We start from the raw sequence: 22041 nt of genomic DNA, 5'->3' as shown, positions 1-22041 counted from the left end.
GTCCCCCGTCAGTTGATGTCGTAGGCCCGCAGCCACAGTTCGAGGGTGAGTACGAGCCAGAGCTTGCCGCCCTGGCGGGGCAGCAGCGCGCCCTCGCCCCGCATCCACGCGCGCACGGTGTCCTGCCGGAAGAGCCCCCGGGCGCGTGCCTCCCGGCCGAGCAGCAGATCGCCGGCCAGCTCCCGCAGGGGCCCGCCGAGCCACTGCTGGACCGGGACCCGCATGCCGCTCTTGGGCCGGTCCACGACCGTGTCGGGCAGCAGGTCCCGTACGGCCTCCTTGAGCACCCACTTCTCCACCGCCCCGTTCAGTTTCCACCGGGGCGGCGTCGCGAAGGCGTGGTCCACCACCCGGCGGTCGAAGAGCGGGGAGCGGCCCTGGACGGACTGCGAGGAGGTCAGCCGTTCGACCTTGGTGAGGATGTGGTGGGCGCCCTTCGTCCGCAGATTGCAGTGGAGGAGCTGGTTAAGGAGGTGGTCCATCCGGCCGTCCCTGGGCGCGGGCCGCAGGTAGGGCGTGACAAAGCGCTGCGGCGCGGGGGCGGTGGCCAGAGCCTCCAGCGCGCCGGGGGTCAGCAGGTCGGGCAGGTCGGTGAAGCACTTGCGGTACGACCGCAGATACGCCGTCTCGCGCGCGTCCCCGGCTTCTGCGCCCGGCAGTTGGCGGCGGTGCATCTCGTTCACCAGCATCGGCAGGTTCTTGGGGCCGCCGAACACCGGGTCGCCGCCCTCCCCGTTGAGAACGACCCGCAGCCCGTCGCCCGCCACGGCCTCGGCGAGCATCAGATTGGGCACGGTCAACGGATCGCCCACGGGGCTGTCGAGCAGGGCGGCCGCCTCCGCGAGACGCGCGGCGACCGCGTCCCCGGACACCGAGAGCACCTGGTGCCGGGTCCCGCAGTGGGCGGCGACGAGGCCCGAGTACCCCAGTTCGTTGGGGAGTTCGGCGCCGAAGCTGATGGAGTACGTGTGCACGGGGTGGGAGTGCAGCTTGGCGGCGAGGGCGGTCACCAGCGAGCTGTCCACCCCACCGGACAGCAGAACCGCCACCGCCTCGGCCTCGGGCAGCCGCATCGCGGTCGCCTCCTCCAGCAACCCCCGCAGCCGCAGGGCGTACGACTCGCCCGAAGCCCCGCCGGAGTCACCGGCGTCGGGATCGAGCCGTTCGCGAGGCTCCCAGTAGTGCTGCTCCGACACCGAGCCGTCGGCCGCGAGCCGCAGACAGCGGCCGGGCAGCACTTCCCGTACCCCCCGCAGCAAGGTCTCCTCGCCGGGGAGGTAGGCGAAGGTCAGGAATGACCGTACGGCCGCCAGTTCGAGGCCCGTGCCGAGCGCGGGCCACCGGCGCAGGGCCCGCAGCGAGGTCGAGGCGGCCCAGCAGCCCCCCGCGCGGGCGTAGAAGAGGGTACGGGCGCCCACCTGGTCCCGGATCAGGACGAGATGGCCGTCCTCCTCCACGGCGAGCGCGAACATGCCCTCCGCCGCGAGGATCCCGGCCGTGCCGAGCCGCGCCCAGCAGCGCAACAGCAGTTCCCCGTCCGGGCAGTCGGGCGGAGCGGGCGAACCGGCCCCGGCGAGGGCGGCGAACAGCACGGGCCGGTTGTGGAGCGTGACCTCCCCGACGGCGGTACGCCCGTACGCGCTGAACGGCCCGGTGGCGTATCCGGGTTCGTCCTCGATCAGCACCAGCGGGGGCGCGCCGTCGCGCACCGGGACGCCCATCGAGGCCAGTTGGTCCCTGGCCCGTCCGGGCTCCGCCGCCAGGCAGGCGCAGAACCGCGCCATGGTCACCTCTCCCGCTCGTCGTGCCGTACGTCCGTGAACACCACCGCCGCCCCGAACTCGCCCTGGCACAGCGCGCGTTCGAGACGGGCCGGCTCACCCGAAGTCGTCGTCGTTCCAGCCGTCGCCGTCGTCGGAGTCCCAGTCGGCCGTGTCCGCGTACCCGCCGCCCGAGTCCCCGCCGGACGAACTCTGCGACGCCTCCTGCCGCTGCCGCAGTTCCTCCTCCTCTTCGGGGGTGAGGCTCTCGGGCGGGTAGTGGGCGGCCGTGACCGCGAGGGCGGCCAGGCCCAGTCCGCCGAGCACGACGCCGACGCGCCCGCCGAAGGAGGTCCGGTTGACCATGACCGTCTCGCCCTGGCCCCAGACCGTACGGCCGTAGCCGATGTCCCGGCCGTAGGTCACGCGCCCGTCCTCGTGGACCCGTTTGATGATGCGCTCGCCGAGGAGTTCGTCGGTGCCGGAGGCGCCCTGGTTGTCGCGCCAGCGCACCTTGCCGCCGTCGCGCCGCCGCCACTCCTCGCGCCCACGCCGGAAGTCGCCGTCAGGGTCCGCGTCCGGGTACGCGTCCGGGTACGCGTAGACGCGGTGGACGGTGCCGTCGGCGAGCAGGTTGTCTCTGTACGGGATTTCGCGTGGCCGGTTCATGGTCTCTGGTCCTCGGTTCGCCTGGTCCTCGGTTCGCCTGATCGGTTTTCTACCGGGACGGTCAGTTCGCCGGCCAGGTCATGAACCCCGCCGTACGAAGCTCCCGCAGCCCGGTCCATACGGAGTGGACGGGCGTTCGCGGCCCGCGCACGAGACGCTGGACCGTACGGAGCAGCCGCGCCGGATGTACGGCTTCCACCTCGGCCGAACGCCCCCGCGCCAGCCAGTCCCGCTCGCGCCGGTCGAGCCCGGCGGGGAGCGCGGTCTCGGCGGGAAGCCCGCTCTCGGGTGGCACGCGCGCCGGGGCGCGCGCCGCGTTGAGCCGCATCGCGATCGCGTGCCGGGGGACGAGCCCCAGCGAAGCCACCCGTACCCCCGGATGGTCGGCGCGCAGGCGCGCGGTCAGCGCGATCCCGGCCACGCTCGCGTCGTGCAGGACGTGGACCGTGGCGCCGTCCACCCGCGCGAGTCCGGCGAGAAGCCGGGGGTCGAGCGGCAGGTCGCCGGCGGCGAGCACGGGGCACGCGGCCTCCAGGTGCAGGTCGTTGGCGAGGAGCATGCGGGCCACGGAACGGCTCTGGCAGACGAGCAGCCGGGGCAGGCCGTAGTCGTAGAGGTCAGGCTCGGGCTCGGGCCCGGGGGAAGCTCCTGCCTCGGGGGACGCACCGCCCGGCACCCCGGAACCGGGCGCCGGATCCGGCCCCAGCAGCCCCGGCACCTCACCGCGCCGACGGGCCAGGGCTTGCTCGAACCGTTCGTACGGTACGGGCGGGGCCGGGGTGAACGGGAGCAGGCGCGGCACCCAGCCGACGGGACGTACCACCCGGCACAGCTCGTAGTAGAGCTGACGCTCGGTGAACAGGATCCGCCCGGGCGCCCCGGCGCGCGCGGCGGCGGTGTCGAGCGCCCGGCCGAGGAGCCGCCCGCGCACGCCGGGCGCGCCACCCCCGCCACGCACACCCCTGCCACGTACACCCCCGCCACGTGGACCCCGTACACCCTCTCCCCCCGCACCCTCTTCCCCCGTCGCCCCCCGCGTCATCGCGGCCCCTCCAGCGCCGACGCCGCCCGCCGCAGCCCCGCCGCCAGGCGCTCCCGCACGGTGGTGGTGCCCACGCCCTCGACCCGCTGGACCCGTTCGATGTCCCGCAGGGCGGCGGCGAGCAGCCCGAAGTCCGTCCCGACGCGGCTGACCGTGCCCACGGCCCTGCGCGGCTCACGCACGACGTCCTCGGTGGCCCGGCGTTCGGCCTCCGACGCGGTGATCGCGTAGTCCTCGTGGTCGATGCCGAAGCCGGTGTTGGCGGCGAGGATGTTCAGCGGGCGCCCGCCCCGGTTGGCGAAGGAGTGGGGCATCATCTCCGGGATCCGGATCATCGCTCCCGGGACCAGCCGGATCTCGGTGACCCGGCCGCGAGCGGCGTCGTACAGACCGCAGGACGCGTGGCCGAGGCTGAGGACGACGTGCTCGCCGCCGTGCGCGTGCGGAGTGAACGCGCTGCGCGGGCCGACCACCCCGAGTTTGAAGGTGGCGTTCGACGGACGCTCCGGGGAGGTCCCCGCGTCGCCCACGAGGTAGTGGGCGAACTGCCCGTCGTCGATGAACGGCAGGAACTCCTCACGCGGCCCCAGCTCCCGCGCCCCCTCCCGGTCCGCGAACAGCACCCCGCCGTCGGCGCCGAGCCGGAACACCTCCACGCCGAAGGGAAGGCGCTGGGAGAGCCGCTCCATGTCCCGCACCGCACCGCGCACCCAGCCCCGCGGTCCCTGCCCCCGCCCGTGCCCGTGCCCCTGCCCGTGCCCCTGCCCCTGTTCCTGGCTGCCGGGGCCGGCTTCCGTGTCGGACATCAGCGCCCCTCCCCTCTGTTGGTACGAAGCTCGTGCGGCGCTGCTCTGTTGGTACGAAGCTCATGCGGCGCTCTGCCGGTACGAAGCTCACGCGGCGCCGCCCCCGTCACGCCGCGCCCGCGTCCGGCCACGTCAAGAAGCCCAGCGCCGCGGCCTTCCGCCGGTCCGGGTCGCCCCCCGGGTCCGTGACCCGTTCCAGGACGGCCGAGACGGCCTTCAGCAGCGTCGCGGGCCGCACGCCGACCAGCGGGCTCCACCAGCCGTCGAGCAGCCAGAACAGCTCCTCGGACGTCAGCGTGCCGGCCGCCCGCAGCCGCCGGATGTCCCCCGGCGGAGGGGCGGTCCCGTGGGCCACCACCGCGCCCGGCACGTCCATGACGACACGCGGGCGCAGCCCCGCGTCGACCACGCGCCGTCCCGGCAGCGCGTCCCGGACGGCGAGCACCCCCACACTGCCGATCGCTCCCGCGTCGTGCAGCACGACGACGGGCACGTCGTCCGGCAACGCCTGGACGGTGGTGGCGATCTCGACTCCGTACCGCGCGGGAATGTCGTTGGCGGCCAGGAAGGACGCGACGGCCAGGTCCGCGCAGAGCAGCGCGGCGCGCGGCCGTTCGGGCCGCGGGGTGCGGCGCAGGGTCGCGTCGTCCACGACGCCGGGCGGCAGCCCTCCGTACGCGAACTTCCAGCGGGCCATTGCCTGCTCGCGGAAGGGGCTGAGCGGAAGCGTGTCGTACCGCTTCCTGCCGTCCCGTACGTTCCCCACCGCGGCCACGGGGGCTGCCAGGACGAGGATCACACCGAGCGCGGCCAGGAGATACCCCCCGCCACCGAGGGCCACCCCCGCGACGGCCAGCCCACCGCCCACCGGCAGCCCGAGCGCCAGGCACCCGATCGCCGAGGGGACCCCGCTCGCGGGGCCGCGCACGGAGTGCAGTGTCTTGCGGGACAGCGCGAACCAGAGCTGGCTCTCGGTGATCTTCAGCCGGCCGTGGTCGGACAGCTTCGTGGCCACGCGCAGGAAGCGGGCGTCGTGGAGCCGCAGGGAGTTGGCCCTGGGCTCCAGGGCGAACACCTTATGGCACTTGGAGCAGGTGTAGGAGGGGCGTTCCTTGTAGAGAACATTCTCCTGGCAGTGCGGGCATATCACCGAGGTCCCCCCGTCGGTCCGTCGATCAAGGCCACACCGTCACGATCACGGCCACGATCACCGCCCCATCGTAGAACCGTGCCCGGAACGCGGCCAGAGCCGGTCGTACGACTCTCTGGGAAAGCCGTCATGAACAATTCCCCGGAGGCGCGGGCATACGAGTGCCCGCCACAGCCGCGGGGCGGCGGCTGTGACGGACACCCGGGACTTCGAAGCCCACCGGCCCCCATCTCAGGACTTGGTGCTCTCCACATCTCCCTTCCCGCACGCCGAGCCGTCCCTGTTCGGGTCGAGCCTGAGCGGGTCGTCCTTGCCGTTGACCTTCAGCCGGCCGTACTCGTTCGCCGCCAGCCAGGCGCAGCGCGCCTTCGTCGTCGCCTTCACCGTGTCGGGGAAGACCGTCGGGACACAGACGTTCGCCGAGCCGTAGTGCCGGTCGCAGCCCGCGATCTGCTTGCTCACCGGCGCCGAAGTCCGCTTCTTCTGCGGCTTCTTGGCGGGCTTCGCCAGGTCACCGGCGAAGTCGTGGACGTTCGCCGAGTCCGCCGCCTTCGCGGCGAGCGCCGGCGGGCCGCCCAGGTGCACCCACTTGGCGATGGACGGAATGCCGTTGGCGTCGACCGCGAACAGCATGTACCAGCCGGGGGGCGCCAGATTGGGGTTGCTGGTGACGTTCAGGTCGATGTTGTTCCCGTCGACCGTAAGCGGCAGGTCCACGAACCGCTGGTTGGGGTCCGACGAATGTGTCACCGCGGCGGGCCGGATCAACTCCGCCTTGGCGATGGGCCGGTCGACCGTGATGCGCTGCGTGTCGCCGTACAGCCACTCGGAGTCGATCAGCGAAGTGATCTGCGGGCGCGGGCCCTTGAGCAGGTACGGCGGCGTGTAGAGCGAAACGGCGTGGTTCCAGGTGCCATTGCCCGGGTTGTCGCCCGTCGTCATGACCCGGCCGTCGGGGAGCAGGAACGCGGACGAGTGGTAGCCGCGCGCCTCCGGGTCGGCCGTGACCGGGTCGAAGGTGTTGGTCACGGGATCGAACAGGGACGACTCGTACACCGGGTTGGCGCGGTTGTGCAGCGCCCCGCCCGTCTCCAGCACCTTGCCGTCGGGCAGCAGCACGGCGGAGCCGTACATCTTGCCCTGGTCGCCGGTCTGCGGCTGCGGCCCCGCGCCGAGGTCGACCGTGCCCTGGGGCAGCGGCGGTCCCGCGACGTACTGCGGGCTCGGTGCCTTGAGGTCGATCAGGTCGGTGATGCGGTTCGCCTCCGGGTTGGAGTCGATGTTGCCGCCGCCGATGGTCAGCACCCGCTGGTCCTGCGCGGGCGGCAGCAACACGCTGGCCGACTGGTCGCGTTCGTCCTTGTTCCGCAGGCCCGGGATGTCCGTGACGGTGTTGGTGTCGTAGTCGTAGATCGCGGATCCGGTGCCCGGGGTGCCGTTGCCGAAGACATGACTGCCGGAGTAGAACAGCCGGCCGTCCTGCATGAGGATCATCGACGGGTACAGACCCCAGTACGACCAGGTCTGATTGACCTGCCAGAGCGGCAGCCACTGGTCCTGCGCGGCCGACCAGCGCTCGGCGGTGACCGATCCGCTGGAGTCCTCGCGCAGCCCGCCGAACGACAGCACGTCACCGTTGCCCATGACCGTGGCGGACGGGTACCAGTGGCCGTCGTTCAGGTCGTTGGTCCTGGTGTAGGTCTCCGTGTCGGGATCGAAGACGTACGAGTCCTTCAGCCCCTGGTAGCCGATCGTGCCGTCCGCCGACGCATAGCCCTTGTTGCCGCTCATCACCAGCACCCGGCCGTCGGCCAGTTGGACATGGCCGGAGCAGAACATGTCGTCGGGGGTGGGGATCGTACGGTACGTACCGGTCTCGGGGTCGTAGACCGCCGAGGTGAACGTACCGGCCTCGAAGTTCTCGGTGCTGTTGCCCGAGCCCGCGATGAGCAGGACCTTGCCGTTCTTGAGGACCACCGAATGCATCGAGCGCACGGGGTTGTTGGTGGGCAGGACTTCCCACTTGCCGTCGGCGCACTCCACGGTGGTGCCGGTGCAGGTCGGCTCGACGGTCGGAGGGGCGACCTCCTCCATCACGTAGTCGTCGGTGGTCACACTGCCCGTGCCGTACACGGAGACACCCCAGGTGATCCGGTCGGTGCCGGGCGGTACGGCGGGGGTACGAACCTCCGCGCGCTGGTAACCCGCGCTCAGGTCAAGCGTCTTGAGGTCGGTCCAGTACTGCCAGCCGGCCGTGGTGTCGTGTCGGAAGAGCGTGACCGACACGTCGGGGGTGGTGGACTTGTACCAGAGCGAGAGGTCGTACTGCTTGTCGGGCGCCACGGCCGGCGCGCACGCCGCGGTCTCCGTGATCAGCGCCTTGCGGTCGCCGTCGGCCCGGCGGGTCAGCTCGACCTTGAGGGCCTTGGTGCCGGAGTGGGCGTCCGCGACGGTGGCGAAGGTGAAGTCGTTGTCGCCCCAGCCGGACTGCTCCCAGCAGTACGGCATGGAGTCGCCGCCGGTCCCTGCGGTCTCGAAGCCGGGGTTCTTGATCAGGTTCGTCCCGGCCGCCGCCGGCTGCTGGGCGCTGAGGAACAGCCCGGCGGTCAGGGCGGCGACGGCGAGCAGGGCGGTACGGCGCCGGGGGCGCGGGGGCGTGCGGAAGCCGTTGCTCACACGGGTGCGGAAGCCGTCACGGACACGGCTCGTTCTCAGAAATCTCACCGGCTGACCCTCTCCGTACGGGTACGAGTACGGGCCACGGCCACCCGGCTCCGCGCGACCGTCCGTCCCGCCGCGGCACCCCGCCGCTCCCGCTTGGGCAGGTAGACCAGCGCCTCCGTACCCGCGAACCGCAGGACGAACGTCGCCAGCAGCGCGCACGCGGTCGCCGTCAGCACCCCCATGGAGAACTGCGAGACGAACAGCGCGATCAGCGGGATGCGCAGCAACAGGTCGGCGTTGGCGAGCAGCGCGAATCTGCCCACCCGGTCCGCCCAGTGCCGGTGGACCCGCCGGCTGCGGAAGAGCAGCACCTCGATCAGGACGAAGTTCCACACCACACCGAACTGGTTGGCGAGCACCTCGGCCGGCAGGTAGTGCAGCCCGGCCGCCGTCAGTCCGGACAGCGCGAGCAGGTTCGGTACGAAGCCGGTCAGCCCGATCAGTCCGAAGGCCAGCATCCGGGCGACCGGTGAGGCCGTCCGCAGCTCCACCAGGTGGCGCAGGAAGCGCAGGCCCTCCTTGGCGGACGACTTGGACTCGCCGGCGAACCGGTCGCGGAAGACGAACGGCACCTCGGTGGGCTGCCCGGGCCGGCACCGTACGGCCAGCTCCAGCAGGATCTTGTAGCCGAGGGGCCGCAGCGCGTCGGAGGTGACGGCGCTGCGCCGGATCGCGAAGAATCCGCTCATCGGGTCGCTGATGCCGCGCAGGCGCCCCGGGAAGACGCCCTTGGTGAGCCAGGTCGCGGCGCGGGAGACGGCGACGCGGTAGCCGCCGGCCAGTCCGGCCCGGCTGCCGCCGTCGATGTAGCGGCTGGCGACGACGAGGTCGGCGGAGTCCCGCTCGCCCGCCGCGACCAGGTCGGGCACGAGGGCGGGCGGGTGCTGGAGGTCGGCGTCCATGACGACGATCCACTCGGAGCCCGCCGCCTTGAGGCCGACGACGACGGCCCCGCCGAGTCCGCCGTCCGGGGTCTCCCGGTGGATGACGCTGACCGGGAAGGGGCAGTCCTGCGCGGCGGCGGTGATCACCGCGGGCGTGTCGTCCGTCGAGTCGTCGACGAAGAGGACTTCGCAGGGCAGTCTGGCGGGGACGGCGTCGGTGAGCTGGCGGAGCAACTCCCGTACGTTCCCTGACTCGTTGAAGGTCGGGATGATGACGGTGACGGCTCCGGGCTCGGCCACGGCCGTCGCTTCCAGCTCCGGATCGCCGAGCTCGCCGGCTCCGACGGGGGGAAGAATGCTCATCGCTTGCCTCCCACGATCTGCCGGATCTCGATCCGGTCCTCGCCCGCGCCGAACACGGCGACGGCGGTCGAATGGTTGAGGGCGTCCCGCACGTTGGGCAGGTCGCGCGCGTCGCGCCGTACGGTCGGGGAGGCGACGACGTAGTCGAGGTCGCGCCACCCTCCCGGCATGGTCTTGGTCACCGCGGGGTCGAGGTCCGCCTTGTAGAACCAGATCGCGCCGAGACCTGGTTCATACCCGGCGTGGACGAGGTCGAGCCACAGCGCGTCGTCGACCAGCACCCGGGCCGAGGACGGGTCGGGCACTTCCTTCGCCATCCACGAAGCGGCCGCCCGGTAGGGGGCGTTGGCGTCGGCGGTGATCGCGGTGTGGTTGCCGTCGTACCACCGCGGTACGACGTACACGAGCGAGGTCGCGGCGAGCACGCCGAGGGCCGTCCAGCGGACGACGGTCAGCGTGCGGCCCTCCTGGGGCCCTCGCCGCTTGCGCAGGATCGCGTGGGTGATGCTCGCGGCGCCGCCCGCCAGCACCAGGGCGAGGAACGGCAGCCCCTGGATGACGTACATCGCGGGCAGGTAGCCGGTCGGGCGCAGCGCGACGAGGGTGAGGATCACCACGGCGAGGGCCGGTCCGGCCAGCGCGCGGGCGGTGACGGACCAGCGCAGGGTGAGCATGAGCAGGACACCGCCGGCGATTCCGCCGAGCGGCAGGATCCGGTCGTAGTAGAGCCAGGAGCGCAGGACGCCGTTGGAGCCCGTACCGCTGTCGAGTACAAAGCCGGAGCCGGGCCTGCTCATCTGGTAGACGATGCCGTCCCAGAGCGACACGTGCCCGGCGCCCGCCAGCAACTCCCCCTTGAGCAGGGCGAAGAGAGGGTACGACAGCCCGATCAGCGCGCAGGCGGTGATGGCTCCCGTCAGCGCGAACTTACGGGTGTCGCGATGGCTGTGCCGCCACATCGTCAACAGCAGCGCGGGCAGGATGACCAGCATGGTCTCCTTGGTGAGCACCGCGACGGCGGCGGCGAGGCCGGAGGCGAAGTGGTGCCAGAGATGGCGGTTGGGCGAGGCCGCGAGGCAGAACGCCAGCAGCATCCACATCACGGCGATGTTGTCGAGGAAGATCTCCCGCTGGAGCACCACGGACAGCGGGGACAGTCCGAACAGGACCATCGCCAGGCCGGCCGCCCAGCGCGGCAGCCACAGCCGGCGGGCGAGTATGTAGAGCAGTACGGCGCTGGCCGCGCTGACGACCAGCATCGAGAAGCGCATCGGCGCGACGGTCATCGACTCGGGTGAGATGAGCGCCGGCAGCCAGGTCAGGAACGCGATCTGCATCCAGCCGAGCGGCGGATGGTCGTACCAGTACGTGTAGTGGGCGAGGCCCTTGCCCTCCTGGACCGCCCAGGCCTGGGCGAGGTAGGTGCCCTCGTCGTCGCTGAGGGTGGGGTAGTGCTGGATGTTCCAGCCCTGGACGATCAGGATCGCGACGAGCAGCACACCGCACAGCAGCAGGTCGGACCGCGAGCTCCTGAACCGCACCACGGGGCGGACCGTGAGGTGCCGCTTGTCCTTCCTTCCGCCGTTGTCCTTCTTCCTGCCGCCGTGGTGTGCGGGGGCAGGGCTTCGCTGCGCGGGGACGGCCGTTTCGGTCGTCACCGCGGGGAGGGTGGAGGTCACGCGTGGACGTCCTCTCGGATGAGGTGCGCGCCGACATGACTGGTCAGCTCCCAGTCGCTGCGTCCCCGTTGCTCGCGGTAGACGGCCCGGATCGCCGCGCCGGCGAGGAGCACCTGGTAGAAGGGGCCGCCGACGACGAGCTTCAGGTAGTGCCAGAAGCGGACGCGCAGCCCGTACTGCTTGCCGAAGTCGTGCAGCCCGACCACCTCGAAGACGAAGGTGACCATGGCGGTGACCAGCGGCAGGAAGGTGATGAAGGCGATCGCCACGGATACGTCGAGGAACAGCGCGATCGCCACGTTGAGCGGGATGACCACGCCGGTGAACGCCTGGAGGAACGGTGTCATCAGGGTGTAGCGGGCGAGCATCCGCTGGCCCGCTGTGGGGAGTTGCTTCCAGTCCTTCTTGCGGTAGACCTGAAGGAAGCCCTGGTTCCACCGGGTGCGCTGCTTGAGCAGGGACATCAGGGAGCCCGGGGTCTCCTCGCGGGTCACCATGTCCGAGTCGTACGCGACGACGACCTTCTTGCCGACGCTGGAGAGCCGTACGCCCAGGTCGCAGTCCTCGGCCAGGCAGTTGGGATCCCAGCCGCCGGCCTCGCGCAGGACGTCGGTCCGTACGAAGACGGTGTTGCCGCCGAGCGGGATGAAGCCCTTCTGGGCGTGCAGGTGGAGCCTGCTGCGGAACCAGAAGAAGTACTCCAGGCAATTGCGCAGGCTGTACCAGCTGGAGTGGAAGTTGATCAGCTGGACACCGCCCTGGACCACGTCGGCGCCGGTGGTGCGGAAGGCGTGGTCGACGTGGGTGAGCAGCTCGGGATGGACTTGGTCCTCGGCGTCGAAGACCCCGACGACCTCACCGGTGCAGTACGGCAGCGCGGTGTTGAGCGCCTTCGGTTTGTTCTTCGCCTCGTGGGTGTCGACGACGACCCTGACCCGCCCGGGGTCGCGGGCCGCGGCCCGCTCGGCGACCTCGGCCGTCTCCGGGTCGTCGTGCCCGACGATGACGATGATCTCGAAGTCGGTGTGGCTGGACTCCAGCAACCGCTTGATGGTCTGCTCCAGCACGGCCTGTTCGTGACGGGCGGGCAGGAGCAGCGAGAACGAGCCCGCCCGGCCGCCGTCGGGCCGGTCGAAGCTGGTCGAGGCCAGCGTCTCCGGCGTTCTCCAGGCATGCATCTGCCACCACAGCGTGAACGCGGCCATCCAGAAAAGTGCAAGTGAAACGGCGGCAATGAACACGGACGTGACCACTCGGCCCCCCTCGGCCTGGGCTGCCGCGGCAAGGCCCCCCTTGGCCGCCGGCTGCCCGTAAAACCCCCTAGGACGCAGGTCCCCCCTGCGTACCCCTTGTGTCTCTCGTGAAGAGAGTAGGGGGGACCTGTGACGGTCGGAGGGCTGATTTGGTGAATACTGCGTTTCAGGCCGATTCGCGTCGCATCACAATCCGGCCACAGCCGGGGGCTTACCGGTCAAATGCCCCCAACTCGGCTTTGAGGGCGGCCACTTCGGTCGTCGGGGCGGCGCAGACGAAGTGCCGGCAGACGTAGGCGGCGGCCTGTCCCGCGACCAGCGGCCGGTCCGCGAGGAGCGGGAACTCGTCGCTGCCGGGCGTTCCCGCGGCCACGACCGCGCCGGGTGCGGTCGCCAGCAGGGCCGTACGGTGCAGCTCGGCCGACCGCACGTCGCCGACGGGGCCGAAGGAGGGCCCGACAACCGCGATCTCGCGCGGGCCGTCGAGGACGGCCTCGGCGACGGCGAGTCCCCAGCCGATGAAGCGCGGCGCGCGCGGGCCGAGCGCCTTCACGACGCCCAACGCCCCTTCGGCGGCGGCCCGGTGGCGTGCGGAGCCGGTGTGGGCCGCGTACGAGAGCAGGGCGCCGGCGGCAGCCGTCCAGCCGGAGGGGGTCGCGTTGTCCGTCGGGTCCTGGGGCCGCCGGATGAGCCGCTCGGCGTCGTGCGCGGTGTCGTAGAGCGTCCCGCGCCCGCCCTCACCGTCCCTGGCGACGAACTGGTCGAGCACAATGTCCAGCAAGAAACCGGCGAATTCCAGCCACGCGCCTTCACCGGTCACCCCAGCCAGCGCGAGGAACCCTTCCGCCACATCGGCGTAGTCCTCCAGCACACCGGCGTTGGCGCCGGCCCTGCCGTCCTTGGAGGTACGGGCGAGCCGTGCGGCGTCGTCCATGTGCAGCCGTACGAGCAGATCCGCCGCCTCGGTGGCCCGCTCCACCAGGTCGGGCCGGTCGAAGTACGCGCCGGTCTCGGCCAGCGCGGCGATCGCGAGCCCGTTCCAGGCGGCCACGACCTTGTCGTCCCGGCCGGGGCGCGGCCGGGTGTCGCGCGCGTCACGGAGCCGCTGCCGTACACCTTCAACCCTCCCTGCGTCCTCCACCCCTTCCCCGAGGGGCAGTTGAAGCACGGAGGCGCCCTCCTCGAAGGTGCCCTCCTCGGTCACCCCGAAGTACCGCGCGGCGAACTCCCCGTCCACATCGCCCAGTACGTGGCGCAGCTGCTCCGGGGTCCAGGCGTAGAACGCCCCTTCGACGTGCTTCCCGCTCGCCTCGTCCTCGCTGTCCGCGTCCAGGGCGGAGGCGAACCCGCCCTCGGCGGTGCGCAGTTCACGCACCATGAAGTCGGCGGTCTCGACGGCGACGCGGCGCGCCAGGTCCGATCCGGTGGCGCGCCAGAGGTGGGCGTACACACGGCACAGCAGCGCGTTGTCGTACAACATCTTCTCGAAGTGGGGCACCACCCACTCCCGGTCCACGGAGTACCGGGCGAAGCCGCCCCCGAGCTGGTCGTAGATCCCGCCCCTGGCCATCGCCTCACAGGTGTCGGCGGCCATCTGGAGGGCGCCCTCGGCCCCCGTACGCCCGTGATGGCGCAACAGGAATTCGACCACCATCGACGGCGGGAACTTGGGCGCGCCACCGAACCCGCCGCGCCGCTCGTCGTACTCCCTGGTCAGCCCCAGCAGCGCCTGCGCCAGCTCCCCGTCCCCCGGCACGCCGTCCCCGCCCTGCGCGAGCGACCGCCCGGCCAGCTCCCCCACGATCCGCCCGGCCACCTCGGTGACCTCGTCACGCCGGTCGGTCCAGGCGGAGGTGACCCCTTCCAGGACCTGCGGGAAGGAGGGCATGCCCTGGCGGGGCGCGGGCGGGAAGTACGTACCGAAGTAGAAGGGCTCCCCGTCGGCGTTCAGAAACACGGTCATGGGCCATCCGCCATGCCCGGTGGCGGCCTGCACGGCCTCCATATAGACGGCATCCACATCGGGCCGCTCCTCGCGGTCGACCTTGATGTTGACGAAGTGCCGGTTCATGTACGTGGCGGTGGTCCGGTCCTCGAAACTCTCGTGAGCCATGACATGACACCAGTGGCAACTGCTGTACCCCACGCTGAGCAGCACAGGCACATCCCGCTTACGCGCCGCGGCAAACGCCTCCGGCGACCAGGGCCACCAGTCGACGGGGTTGTCGGCGTGCTGGAGAAGGTACGGAGAGGTCTCATGGGCGAGTCGGTTCACCATGTCCCCATCCTGCCCGAGGGCAGCGCCGCGAAGGGTTTCCCCACACCCAGAGTTAGGTAGACTGAATCTACGTAGAACAGATCTACGTAGATGAGATCTACCAAGGAGCCGCCATGGCAGCCACCCCCTTCGTGGGCCGCAGCACCGAGCTGGGGCTGCTGCGCAAACGGCTGGACCGGGTCGTCACGACGGGGTCGGGGAGCGCCCTGACCATCCGGGGCCGGCGCCAGGTCGGCAAATCGCGGCTGGTCCAGGAATTCTGCGACCGGGCTTCGGTCCCCTACTTCTTCTTCAGCGCCTCCAAGGGCGCGCCCACCCTGGAGGCGCTCGCGGCCTTCCACACCGAGCTGCGGACCTCGTCCCTGGGGAACACCGACTCCCTGGGAAACGCCGACGCCGTCCTTCCCACGAGCGCCCCGACCAACTGGCCGGACGCCTTCCGCCTGCTCTCCGCGACGCTCGCCGGCTCGCCGGCCGCGCCCGGCGTACCGAGCGTGGTTGTCCTGGACGAGCTGCCCTGGCTGGCGGAGCAGGACTCCGTCTTCGACGGAGCGCTCCAGACGGCCTGGGACCGGCTACTGGCGCGGCAGCCGGTCCTGCTTCTCCTGCTGGGCAGCGATCTGCACATGATGGAGCGGCTCACCGCCTACGACCGGCCCTTCTACGGCCGGGCCGACAACCTGGTCCTCGGCCCGCTCAGCCCCGCGGAGACGGGAACCGCCCTCGGGCTGGACGCGGCCGACGCGATCGACGCCCATCTGGTCTCCGGTGGCCTGCCGGGCATTCTCCGCGCCTGGCCGCACGGCACTCCGGCCCTCGCGTTCCTGAAGGCGGAGTGCGCGGACCCCGCCTCGCCGGTCTTCGGCGTACCGGAAGTGACGCTGATGGCGGAGTTCCCCGCCCCCGACCAGGCCCGGCGGGTCCTTGAAGCGGTCGGCAGCGGAGACCGTACGCACGCCAACATCGCCGCCACCGCGGGAAGCCAGAGCGCGGCGCTGCCGTCGGGGGTGCTGTCCCCGCTCCTGCGCAAGCTGTCCGAGGAGAAGCGGATCCTGGCCGTCGACCACCCGCTGTCCGGCAAACCGGGGAAACCCGCACTCCACCGAGTCGCCGACAGCAATCTACGGCTCTACCTGGCCGCCCTGCGCGCCGCCCAGGAACAGACCCGCCGCGGCCGCCCCGAGGCAGCCTTCCGCCTGATCGAACGCCGCTGGGCGTCCTGGCGGGGCCGGGCCGTCGAACCCCTCATCCGCGAATCACTCGCCCTCGCGGCCGGCAGCACCGACTTCCCGTGGCCGGAAACCGAGGCGGTGGGCGGCTGGTGGAACCGCCGCTTCGACCCCGAGATCGACCTGGTCGGCTCGGACCGCGCCCCGGTGGCCCGCACGGTCTTCTTCGCAGGCTCGGTCAAGTGGCTGAACACCCCGTTCGACCACCACGACCTGACCACCCTGAAACAGTCCGTGGCCCAGGTACCGGGCTACAGCGAAGGTCCCGGCGGCCTGGTGGTCGCCACGCTCAACGGCACCTCCCACCTCACCCCCCAGGACGGCGTCCAGGTGATCTGGGGCCCCCGCGACGTCGTCACGGCGTGGCCCGCGTAGCAGCGCGCCCGGCTCCCTCGCGCTCGGGCTGTGTGCGCAGGACAATGGCTCCTTCGTGGCCATCCGGAGGGGGACGTTCATGCGGGAGAGTCATCGGGCTGAGGCCGAACGGCTGTTGGTGCGGGCCGTGGAGGAGGAGGTGCGGCGGTCCGGGGGGCGGGTTGACGCGGGGGGCTTGTTGTCCCGGGGGCGGGGGGCGCTCGACTCGTTGGCCGCCGGGGCCGGGGAGGAGTACGCCGCGTACGTGCGGGCCCTTGACGCCGAGCGTCAGGGGCGGCCGGAGTTGTCGGCGCGGTTCAGCCGGCAGGCGCTCGGAACTCCCGTGCTGGTCACCGCCGTTGCCGCGGCCGCCGCCGTCGGCGCGGACGTCGCGCTCGGGACCGCCGCCGCCACCGCGCTCGGGGCGGGGGCCGTGGTCGCCGTCGCCGGGGCCGCGACCACCGTCGCCCGGGTCACCGCCTCCCACTGGCCCGCCGCGCACCGGCGGGCCGCCGCGGCCGGGCAGCCCGGCGGGGCCGAGCAACTGCGGCTCCAGTGGCTGACGGCGCTGGAGGTACGGTCCATCCGGCCGTTCCTGGACCAGCAGCGCGTCCTGACCTCCGCCACCCGGCGCACCACGAAGAAGCCCGCCGTGGCGCCCCGGCTGCGCGGCGGGGACCGCAGCGCAGCCGCGCGCCGCCGCAGTGTGCTGGAGCAGTCCTTCGGCCATCTCCCGCAGCCCACAGGGCCGTTCACCGGGCGCCGCGCCGAGATGGCGCAGATCGCGCAGTGGGTGCACGCGGCCCGGGTGTCCACGGAGACCAAGCCGACCGTCGTGGTGCTCCACGGCGAGCCCGGCTCCGGGCGTACGGCGCTGGCGGTACGGGCCGCGCACCAGCTCAAGGACCAGTTCCGCGGCGCGTGTGTCGTCGACCTCCGGGGCGGCGGTGCGGGCGAGGCGCCCCTGCCCACCCGCGACGCGCTGCTCCACCTGCTGAACCGGCTCGGCGCGCCCCGTGAACAGCTGCTGTTCCGTGAGCGGTCCTCCCCGGAGCAACAGGTCAGGCGGCTCGCCGAGTTGTACCACCAGCACCTGACCGGCCTGCCCGTCACCGTCGTCCTCGACGACGCCTCCGACCCCGAGCAGATACGCACCCTCGTCCCCGAACGCTCCGACAGTCTGGTGTTGGTGACCGCCCGTCAGAGCATTGAGCTGCCCGCCGATGTGCCCGCCTGGGTGCATCAGCTGCCCGTCGAGGCCCTGGACGCCGTCGGCACCGAGGAACTGCTGCGGGAATCCGCCGAACACTCCGCCGAGTCCGCCGCCGCCCCCTACGACAGCCAGTCGACCGACCTGGTAAGGGAGTTGTGCGCCGGCCTGCCCCTCGCCCTGCGCATCGCGGGCTCCTCGCTCGGCGCCCGCAGCACCCAGCAGCTCGCCGCCGAACTCTCCGTCGCCGGACGCGGGGTCGGGGCCGTCGAACGGGCCCTGTGGCTGCGCTACAACGACCAGAACGAACAGACCCGCAGGCTGCTGCGCCGCCTCGCCCTCGCGGGCCGCGCCTCCCTGGGCGCCGCCGCCGCGGCCGCGCTCCTGGCGACGGACGAGCAGGAGGCGGCACAGCGGCTCGTCGCGCTGTCCCGGGCCGGGCTGATCGACCACGTGCGGTCCGGCCGCTACCGGCTGCACGACGCCGTACGGGCCTTCGCCCACGCCCGCCTCCTCGACGAGGAGGAGGACTCGGACCGTACCGCCGCACAGGAACGGCTCATCAGGAACTACGGCGAGCTGGCCGGCTCCGTGATCCGGATGGTCGACGGCAAGACATCGACCCGCGCCGACCTGTTCAGGACCGCCGCCGGCGCCCACGGCTTCACGTCCCTGGACGCGGCGCTGCGCTGGCTGGACGACGAGTCGAGCTTCATCACCGCGACGCTGCGCCACGCCGAGGGCGTCGACCAGCAGGCCGTACTGAACCTCCTCGGCGCGCTCTGCGACTACTGCCTGCTGCGCGGCGACCTCTACCGGCTCGGCGAGATCAGCGAGTTGACCCAGGCCGTCGACCAAGGACTGCTGGTCCGCTCGGTCCAGTGGCGTACGGGCATCGCCGCCCGCCAGCTCGGTGAGCTGGACAAAGCCCGTACGACCCTGACCTCCGTGGTCGACCTCTACCGGGAGGCGCAGCACGACGCCGGGGCCGCCCTCGCGCTCTGCTCCCTCGGCATCACCCTGCACCACCAGGGCAATCTCAGCGAGGCGTCGGTGAAGCTGCGCGAGGCGCTGGACCTCCAGTCGGCGAAGGAGCTGGCGGGCGACCGCGCCTGGACACTCCACGCGCTGGCCGCCGTCGAGCGCGACCGCGCCAACCTCGCCGAGGCCCTCACGCTGCTCGCCACCGCGCTGGTGCTCCACCGCGAGAACGAGTCGGTGCACGGCGAGGCCTGGTCGCACTTCCAGCTGGGGCAGGTGTGCCTGCGCATGGGGGACGTCCCGCGCGCCGAGTCCGAACTGCGCACCGCCTCCGACCTGTACGGCCGCACCCAGGACCGCCGCGGCGAGGCCTGGGCGCTGACCCAGCTGGCCAGGGCCCGGCTGGTGGACGGCGAACCCGCCCCGGCGGCCGGGCAGTTGCGCGAGGCACTCGCCCGCCACCGTGAGAACGAGGACGCGCGGGGCGAGGCCTGGACGCTGTACTACCTGGGCCAGGCCCTGGAGGAGAGCGGCGATCCGGGCCAGGCCGTAAGGGAGTTGGAGCGGGCGCGCACGATGTTCTCCCGGATGCGGGACGTGTACGGGCTGGCCTGCGCCCGGCACCACTCGGGCCGGGTCACCCGCGACCAGCAGGCCGACCGGACGGGCAACCTGCGCAACTCGGGCTTCGCCCGCCAGCTGCTGGTCGACGCCCGCGCCGACTTCCGCCGCATCGGCGTGGCCCACGGCGAGGCCTGGACCTGTCTGGAGCTGGCCGTCATCGACGCGGGCAACAACCGCGCGGCCCAGGCGCTCCAGCTGTGCGACGAGGCGACGGCGCTCTTCACGTCGTACGAGGACCGGCGCGGCGCGGACTGGTCACGCTTCCTGCGCTGCACGCTGCTGCCGTACGCCTCACCCGGCGGGGTCGAGGTGGGGTCCGTGGTGGCCGAACAGGAACTGGCCGAACTGGCGGCCGCACGCCACACGACCCGCGACGGCAAGCTGGAGGACTGCGCGGAGGCGTTCGCGGTGGTGCTGGACCGGGGCATCACGCTGGAGGACGGGTGGCAGGCCTGGCGCCTGGGCATGATCCCGAACCGCCACGCGCGCGAGGTGATGGGCGTCCCGGTGGGGGTGGAGCAGCGCTGAGTGGGTGCGGTACGGGGCCGGTACGCGCCGCACGCACAGCGCGGACCGGCTCCGGCTACTTCTTCTTGCCCGGCACCCGGTCCGTCGGCGCACCGGTGGCCGCCCCGGCGCCCACCGCGTCCGCCGGCTTCGCGTCCTCGGACGCCGAAGACGCCGACGACGCCGAAGCCGCTGATGCCGCTGATGCCGCTGATGCCGCCGAAGACGCCCCGTCCTCCGGCGCCTCCTTGAAGTCGACCTTCCCCATGTGCCGGTTCATCGACTTCATCAGCCACCACAGCCCCGCCGCCATCACCGCGAAGACGACGAAGCCGAGAACGCCGGGAGTCACCTTGTTCTCGTCGAGCTCCTGCGCGAGCGGAACAACGTGTGTCACTGCCTGGGTCGCATACATATCAGGCATTGTCGCGGATGCCCGCGAAGAGGTCGCTCTCGGGGAGGGATGTATCGACGAGCGACTTCGCGAGCTCGTACTCCTCGGTCGGCCAGACCTCCCGCTGGAGATCCATCGGCACCCGGAACCAGCCGCCGTCCGGGTCGATCTGCGTGGCGTGCGCGATCAGCGCCTTGTCCCGGATCTCGTAGAAGTCCGCGCACGGGACGTGCGTGGTCAGCGTCCGTGCCTTGCGCTCGAACTCGTCCCAGCGCGCCAGCCAGTCCCCGTACGGAGACTCCAGGCCGCGCGCCAGCAGCGCCTCGTGCAGCGCGACCGTGCGCTGGAGGTTGAAGCCCTGGTTGTAGTAGAGCTTCTGCGGCTGCCAGACGGGGCCGAACTCCGCCTCGGGGTACTTCTCGGTGTCCGTCGCGCCGTCGAACGCGACCACCGAGATGTTGTGGGTCATGATGTGGTCCGGGTGCGGGTACCCGCCGTTCTCGTCGTACGTCGTGATGACCTGCGGCCGGAACGAACGGATCAGCCGGACGAGCCGCCCCGCCGCCTCGTCCACGTCCTCCAGCGCGAAGCAGCCCTCGGGCAGCGGCGGCAGCGGATCGCCCTCGGGCAGCCCGGAGTCGACGAACCCGAGCCACTCCTGCTTCACACCGAGGATCTCGCGCGCCTCGGCCATCTCCTTCTTACGGACCTCGTGGATGTGCTCCTCGATGTAGGAGTCACCCTGGAGCTTGGGGTTGAGGATGGAGCCGCGCTCGCCTCCGGTGCAGGTCACGACCAGCACGTCCACCCCCTCGGACACGTACTTGGCCATGGTGGCCGCACCCTTGCTCGACTCGTCGTCGGGGTGGGCGTGGACGGCCATCAGTCGCAGCTGGTCAGTCAAGACTCGATCCTCAGTGATTCGTCGCATCTGGCGGCTTCTATAGTGACGGATATCGGGGGGAGGAAATTCCGGCCGCCCGACTCCGGGAGGAACGACCATGGCTGTGGTACGCGAGCAGCTCCCCCAGGGACGCTACGGCCGCTCGGCCGACCAGCGTGCCGACCGCCGCCTGAAGATCACCGGCGCCGTCCTCGGAGCGCTCGCGGTGGTCCTGCTCGGCTGGTACGGGTACCACTCCATCGCCGGGCAGAGTGTCTCGGGCGAACTCATCAAGTTCAAGCGGGTTTCCGCCACCTCCGTGGAGGCGCATCTCGAAGTCCGCAAGAAGCGGGACGCCACCGGCACCTGCACCCTGCGCTCGCTCGCGGAGAGCGGCGCCGAGGTCGGCCGCAAGGAAGTCCGCTTCACCAAGGGTGAGACGCGGGTCGACGAGGTGGTCACGATCAGGACGACCGAGAGCGCGACCGCCACGGAACTCGTGGGCTGCACGACCGACTGACTCGTGGGCCGCGCGACCGGCTGATGCCGCCCATTCGACCCACCGCACCTTACAGCTCTGACCTGCGGTGACGTATTTCTGATGGCATTCGTCCTCCCCCTTACGCCCTGAAATTGTTAGGCTCGTGGTTTCGCCCCACCGAGAAGGCACAATCTTCTGGGTAGGGCGTTGCTTTGTATTCCCAGTACCTACGAGGAGCACCTGTGACCCAGACCAGCGAGAACGTGACCTGGCTCACCCAGGACGCGTACAACCAGCTGAAGGCCGAGCTGGACTACCTGTCTGGTCCCGCCCGCACCGAGATCGCCAAGAAGATCGAGGCTGCTCGCGAGGAGGGCGACCTGCGGGAGAACGGCGGGTACCACGCGGCCAAGGAAGAGCAGGGCAAGCAGGAGCTCCGGGTGCGCCAGCTGACCCAGCTCCTTCAGAAGGCGAAGGTCGGCGAGGCGCCCGCGGACAACGGGGTGGTCGAGCCCGGCATGGTGGTGACCATCGCGTTCGACGGCGACGCCGACGACACGGTGACGTTCCTCATGGCGTCGCGCGAATACGCGAGCGCCGACATCGAGACGTACTCCCCGCAGTCCCCGCTGGGCTCGGGTGTGAACGGCAAGAAGGTCGGCGACGACGCGGAGTACGAACTGCCCAACGGCAAGAAGGCCGCGGTGAAGATCCTCGCGGCCAAGCCGTACCAGGGCTGAGCGCGACACGAACGCGAGCAGGGCCTTACC

At 71.5% G+C, this 22041-nt stretch carries 16 protein-coding genes; 4 read left to right on the top strand and 12 right to left on the bottom strand.

The features are described 5' to 3' along the window. Positions 1–8: 8 nt before the first annotated feature. The 10 genes from ACIO1C_RS30250 to ACIO1C_RS30205 form a co-directional block, all read right to left on the bottom strand. On the bottom strand, positions 9–1784 hold the full coding sequence (locus ACIO1C_RS30250) for an asparagine synthetase B family protein (RefSeq protein WP_401869356.1): 1776 nt from the start codon (positions 1782–1784) through the stop codon (positions 9–11). A gap of 93 nt (positions 1785–1877) precedes the next feature. Then, positions 1878–2429 (bottom strand): hypothetical protein, encoded by a 552-nt coding sequence (locus ACIO1C_RS30245; RefSeq protein WP_401869353.1) that lies wholly within the window; start codon positions 2427–2429, stop codon positions 1878–1880. Positions 2430–2490: 61 nt separating this feature from the next. Continuing rightward, on the bottom strand, positions 2491–3360 hold the full coding sequence (locus ACIO1C_RS30240) for a hypothetical protein (protein WP_401869350.1): 870 nt from the start codon (positions 3358–3360) through the stop codon (positions 2491–2493). Between the two features lie 107 nt (positions 3361–3467). Continuing rightward, on the bottom strand, positions 3468–4277 hold the full coding sequence (locus ACIO1C_RS30235) for a cupin domain-containing protein (protein WP_401869347.1): 810 nt from the start codon (positions 4275–4277) through the stop codon (positions 3468–3470). Positions 4278–4383: 106 nt separating this feature from the next. Beyond that, entirely contained in the window at positions 4384–5352 is a 969-nt protein-coding gene (locus ACIO1C_RS30230) for a hypothetical protein (protein ID WP_401869344.1), read from the bottom strand. A gap of 306 nt (positions 5353–5658) precedes the next feature. Next, complete coding sequence (locus ACIO1C_RS30225; RefSeq protein WP_401869685.1) at positions 5659–8103, bottom strand: galactose oxidase-like domain-containing protein; 2445 nt, start codon at positions 8101–8103, stop codon at positions 5659–5661. Positions 8104–8147: 44 nt separating this feature from the next. Continuing rightward, complete coding sequence (locus tag ACIO1C_RS30220) at positions 8148–9398, bottom strand: glycosyltransferase (protein ID WP_401869341.1); 1251 nt, start codon at positions 9396–9398, stop codon at positions 8148–8150. Next, complete coding sequence (locus ACIO1C_RS30215) at positions 9395–11077, bottom strand: phospholipid carrier-dependent glycosyltransferase (protein WP_401869338.1); 1683 nt, start codon at positions 11075–11077, stop codon at positions 9395–9397. The genes ACIO1C_RS30220 and ACIO1C_RS30215 overlap by 4 nt, the downstream gene beginning before the upstream one ends. Beyond that, complete coding sequence (locus ACIO1C_RS30210; RefSeq protein ID WP_401869336.1) at positions 11074–12330, bottom strand: glycosyltransferase; 1257 nt, start codon at positions 12328–12330, stop codon at positions 11074–11076. The genes ACIO1C_RS30215 and ACIO1C_RS30210 overlap by 4 nt, the downstream gene beginning before the upstream one ends. 211 nt (positions 12331–12541) lie before the next feature. Continuing rightward, positions 12542–14608, bottom strand: a complete 2067-nt coding sequence (locus tag ACIO1C_RS30205; protein ID WP_401869333.1) for a thioredoxin domain-containing protein — start codon at positions 14606–14608, stop codon at positions 12542–12544. 113 nt (positions 14609–14721) lie between these two features. Here ACIO1C_RS30205 and ACIO1C_RS30200 point away from each other — a divergent pair, with 113 nt between their 5' ends. Next, positions 14722–16212 carry an ATP-binding protein gene (locus ACIO1C_RS30200; protein WP_401869330.1) on the top strand — a complete coding sequence of 497 codons (1491 nt, stop codon included), beginning with the start codon at positions 14722–14724 and terminating at the stop codon, positions 16210–16212. Positions 16213–16291: 79 nt separating this feature from the next. After that, the gene (locus ACIO1C_RS30195; RefSeq protein ID WP_401869327.1) at positions 16292–19534 is read left to right on the top strand and encodes a tetratricopeptide repeat protein; all 3243 of its coding nucleotides are present in this window, start codon (positions 16292–16294) and stop codon (positions 19532–19534) included. Between the two features lie 55 nt (positions 19535–19589). Here ACIO1C_RS30195 and ACIO1C_RS30190 read toward each other — a convergent pair whose 3' ends face one another. Together ACIO1C_RS30190 and mca are read right to left on the bottom strand one after the other, a co-directional pair. Further along, a complete protein-coding gene (locus tag ACIO1C_RS30190; protein WP_401869324.1) occupies positions 19590–19928 on the bottom strand; it encodes a hypothetical protein in 339 nt (112 codons plus the stop codon). A gap of 1 nt (position 19929) precedes the next feature. Further along, positions 19930–20811 carry a mycothiol conjugate amidase Mca gene (gene mca / locus ACIO1C_RS30185; protein ID WP_401869321.1) on the bottom strand — a complete coding sequence of 294 codons (882 nt, stop codon included), beginning with the start codon at positions 20809–20811 and terminating at the stop codon, positions 19930–19932. Between the two features lie 97 nt (positions 20812–20908). Here mca and ACIO1C_RS30180 point away from each other — a divergent pair, with 97 nt between their 5' ends. Beyond that, the gene (locus tag ACIO1C_RS30180) at positions 20909–21310 is read left to right on the top strand and encodes a DUF4307 domain-containing protein (RefSeq protein WP_327234776.1); all 402 of its coding nucleotides are present in this window, start codon (positions 20909–20911) and stop codon (positions 21308–21310) included. Between the two features lie 203 nt (positions 21311–21513). Then, a complete protein-coding gene (greA, locus tag ACIO1C_RS30175) occupies positions 21514–22011 on the top strand; it encodes a transcription elongation factor GreA (RefSeq protein WP_401869318.1) in 498 nt (165 codons plus the stop codon). Positions 22012–22041 lie beyond the last annotated feature (30 nt).

The organism is Streptomyces sp. NPDC087420 (assembly GCF_044744165.1).
Lineage (GTDB): Bacteria > Actinomycetota > Actinomycetes > Streptomycetales > Streptomycetaceae > Streptomyces.
This window is presented reverse-complemented; position numbering and strand designations above follow the sequence as displayed.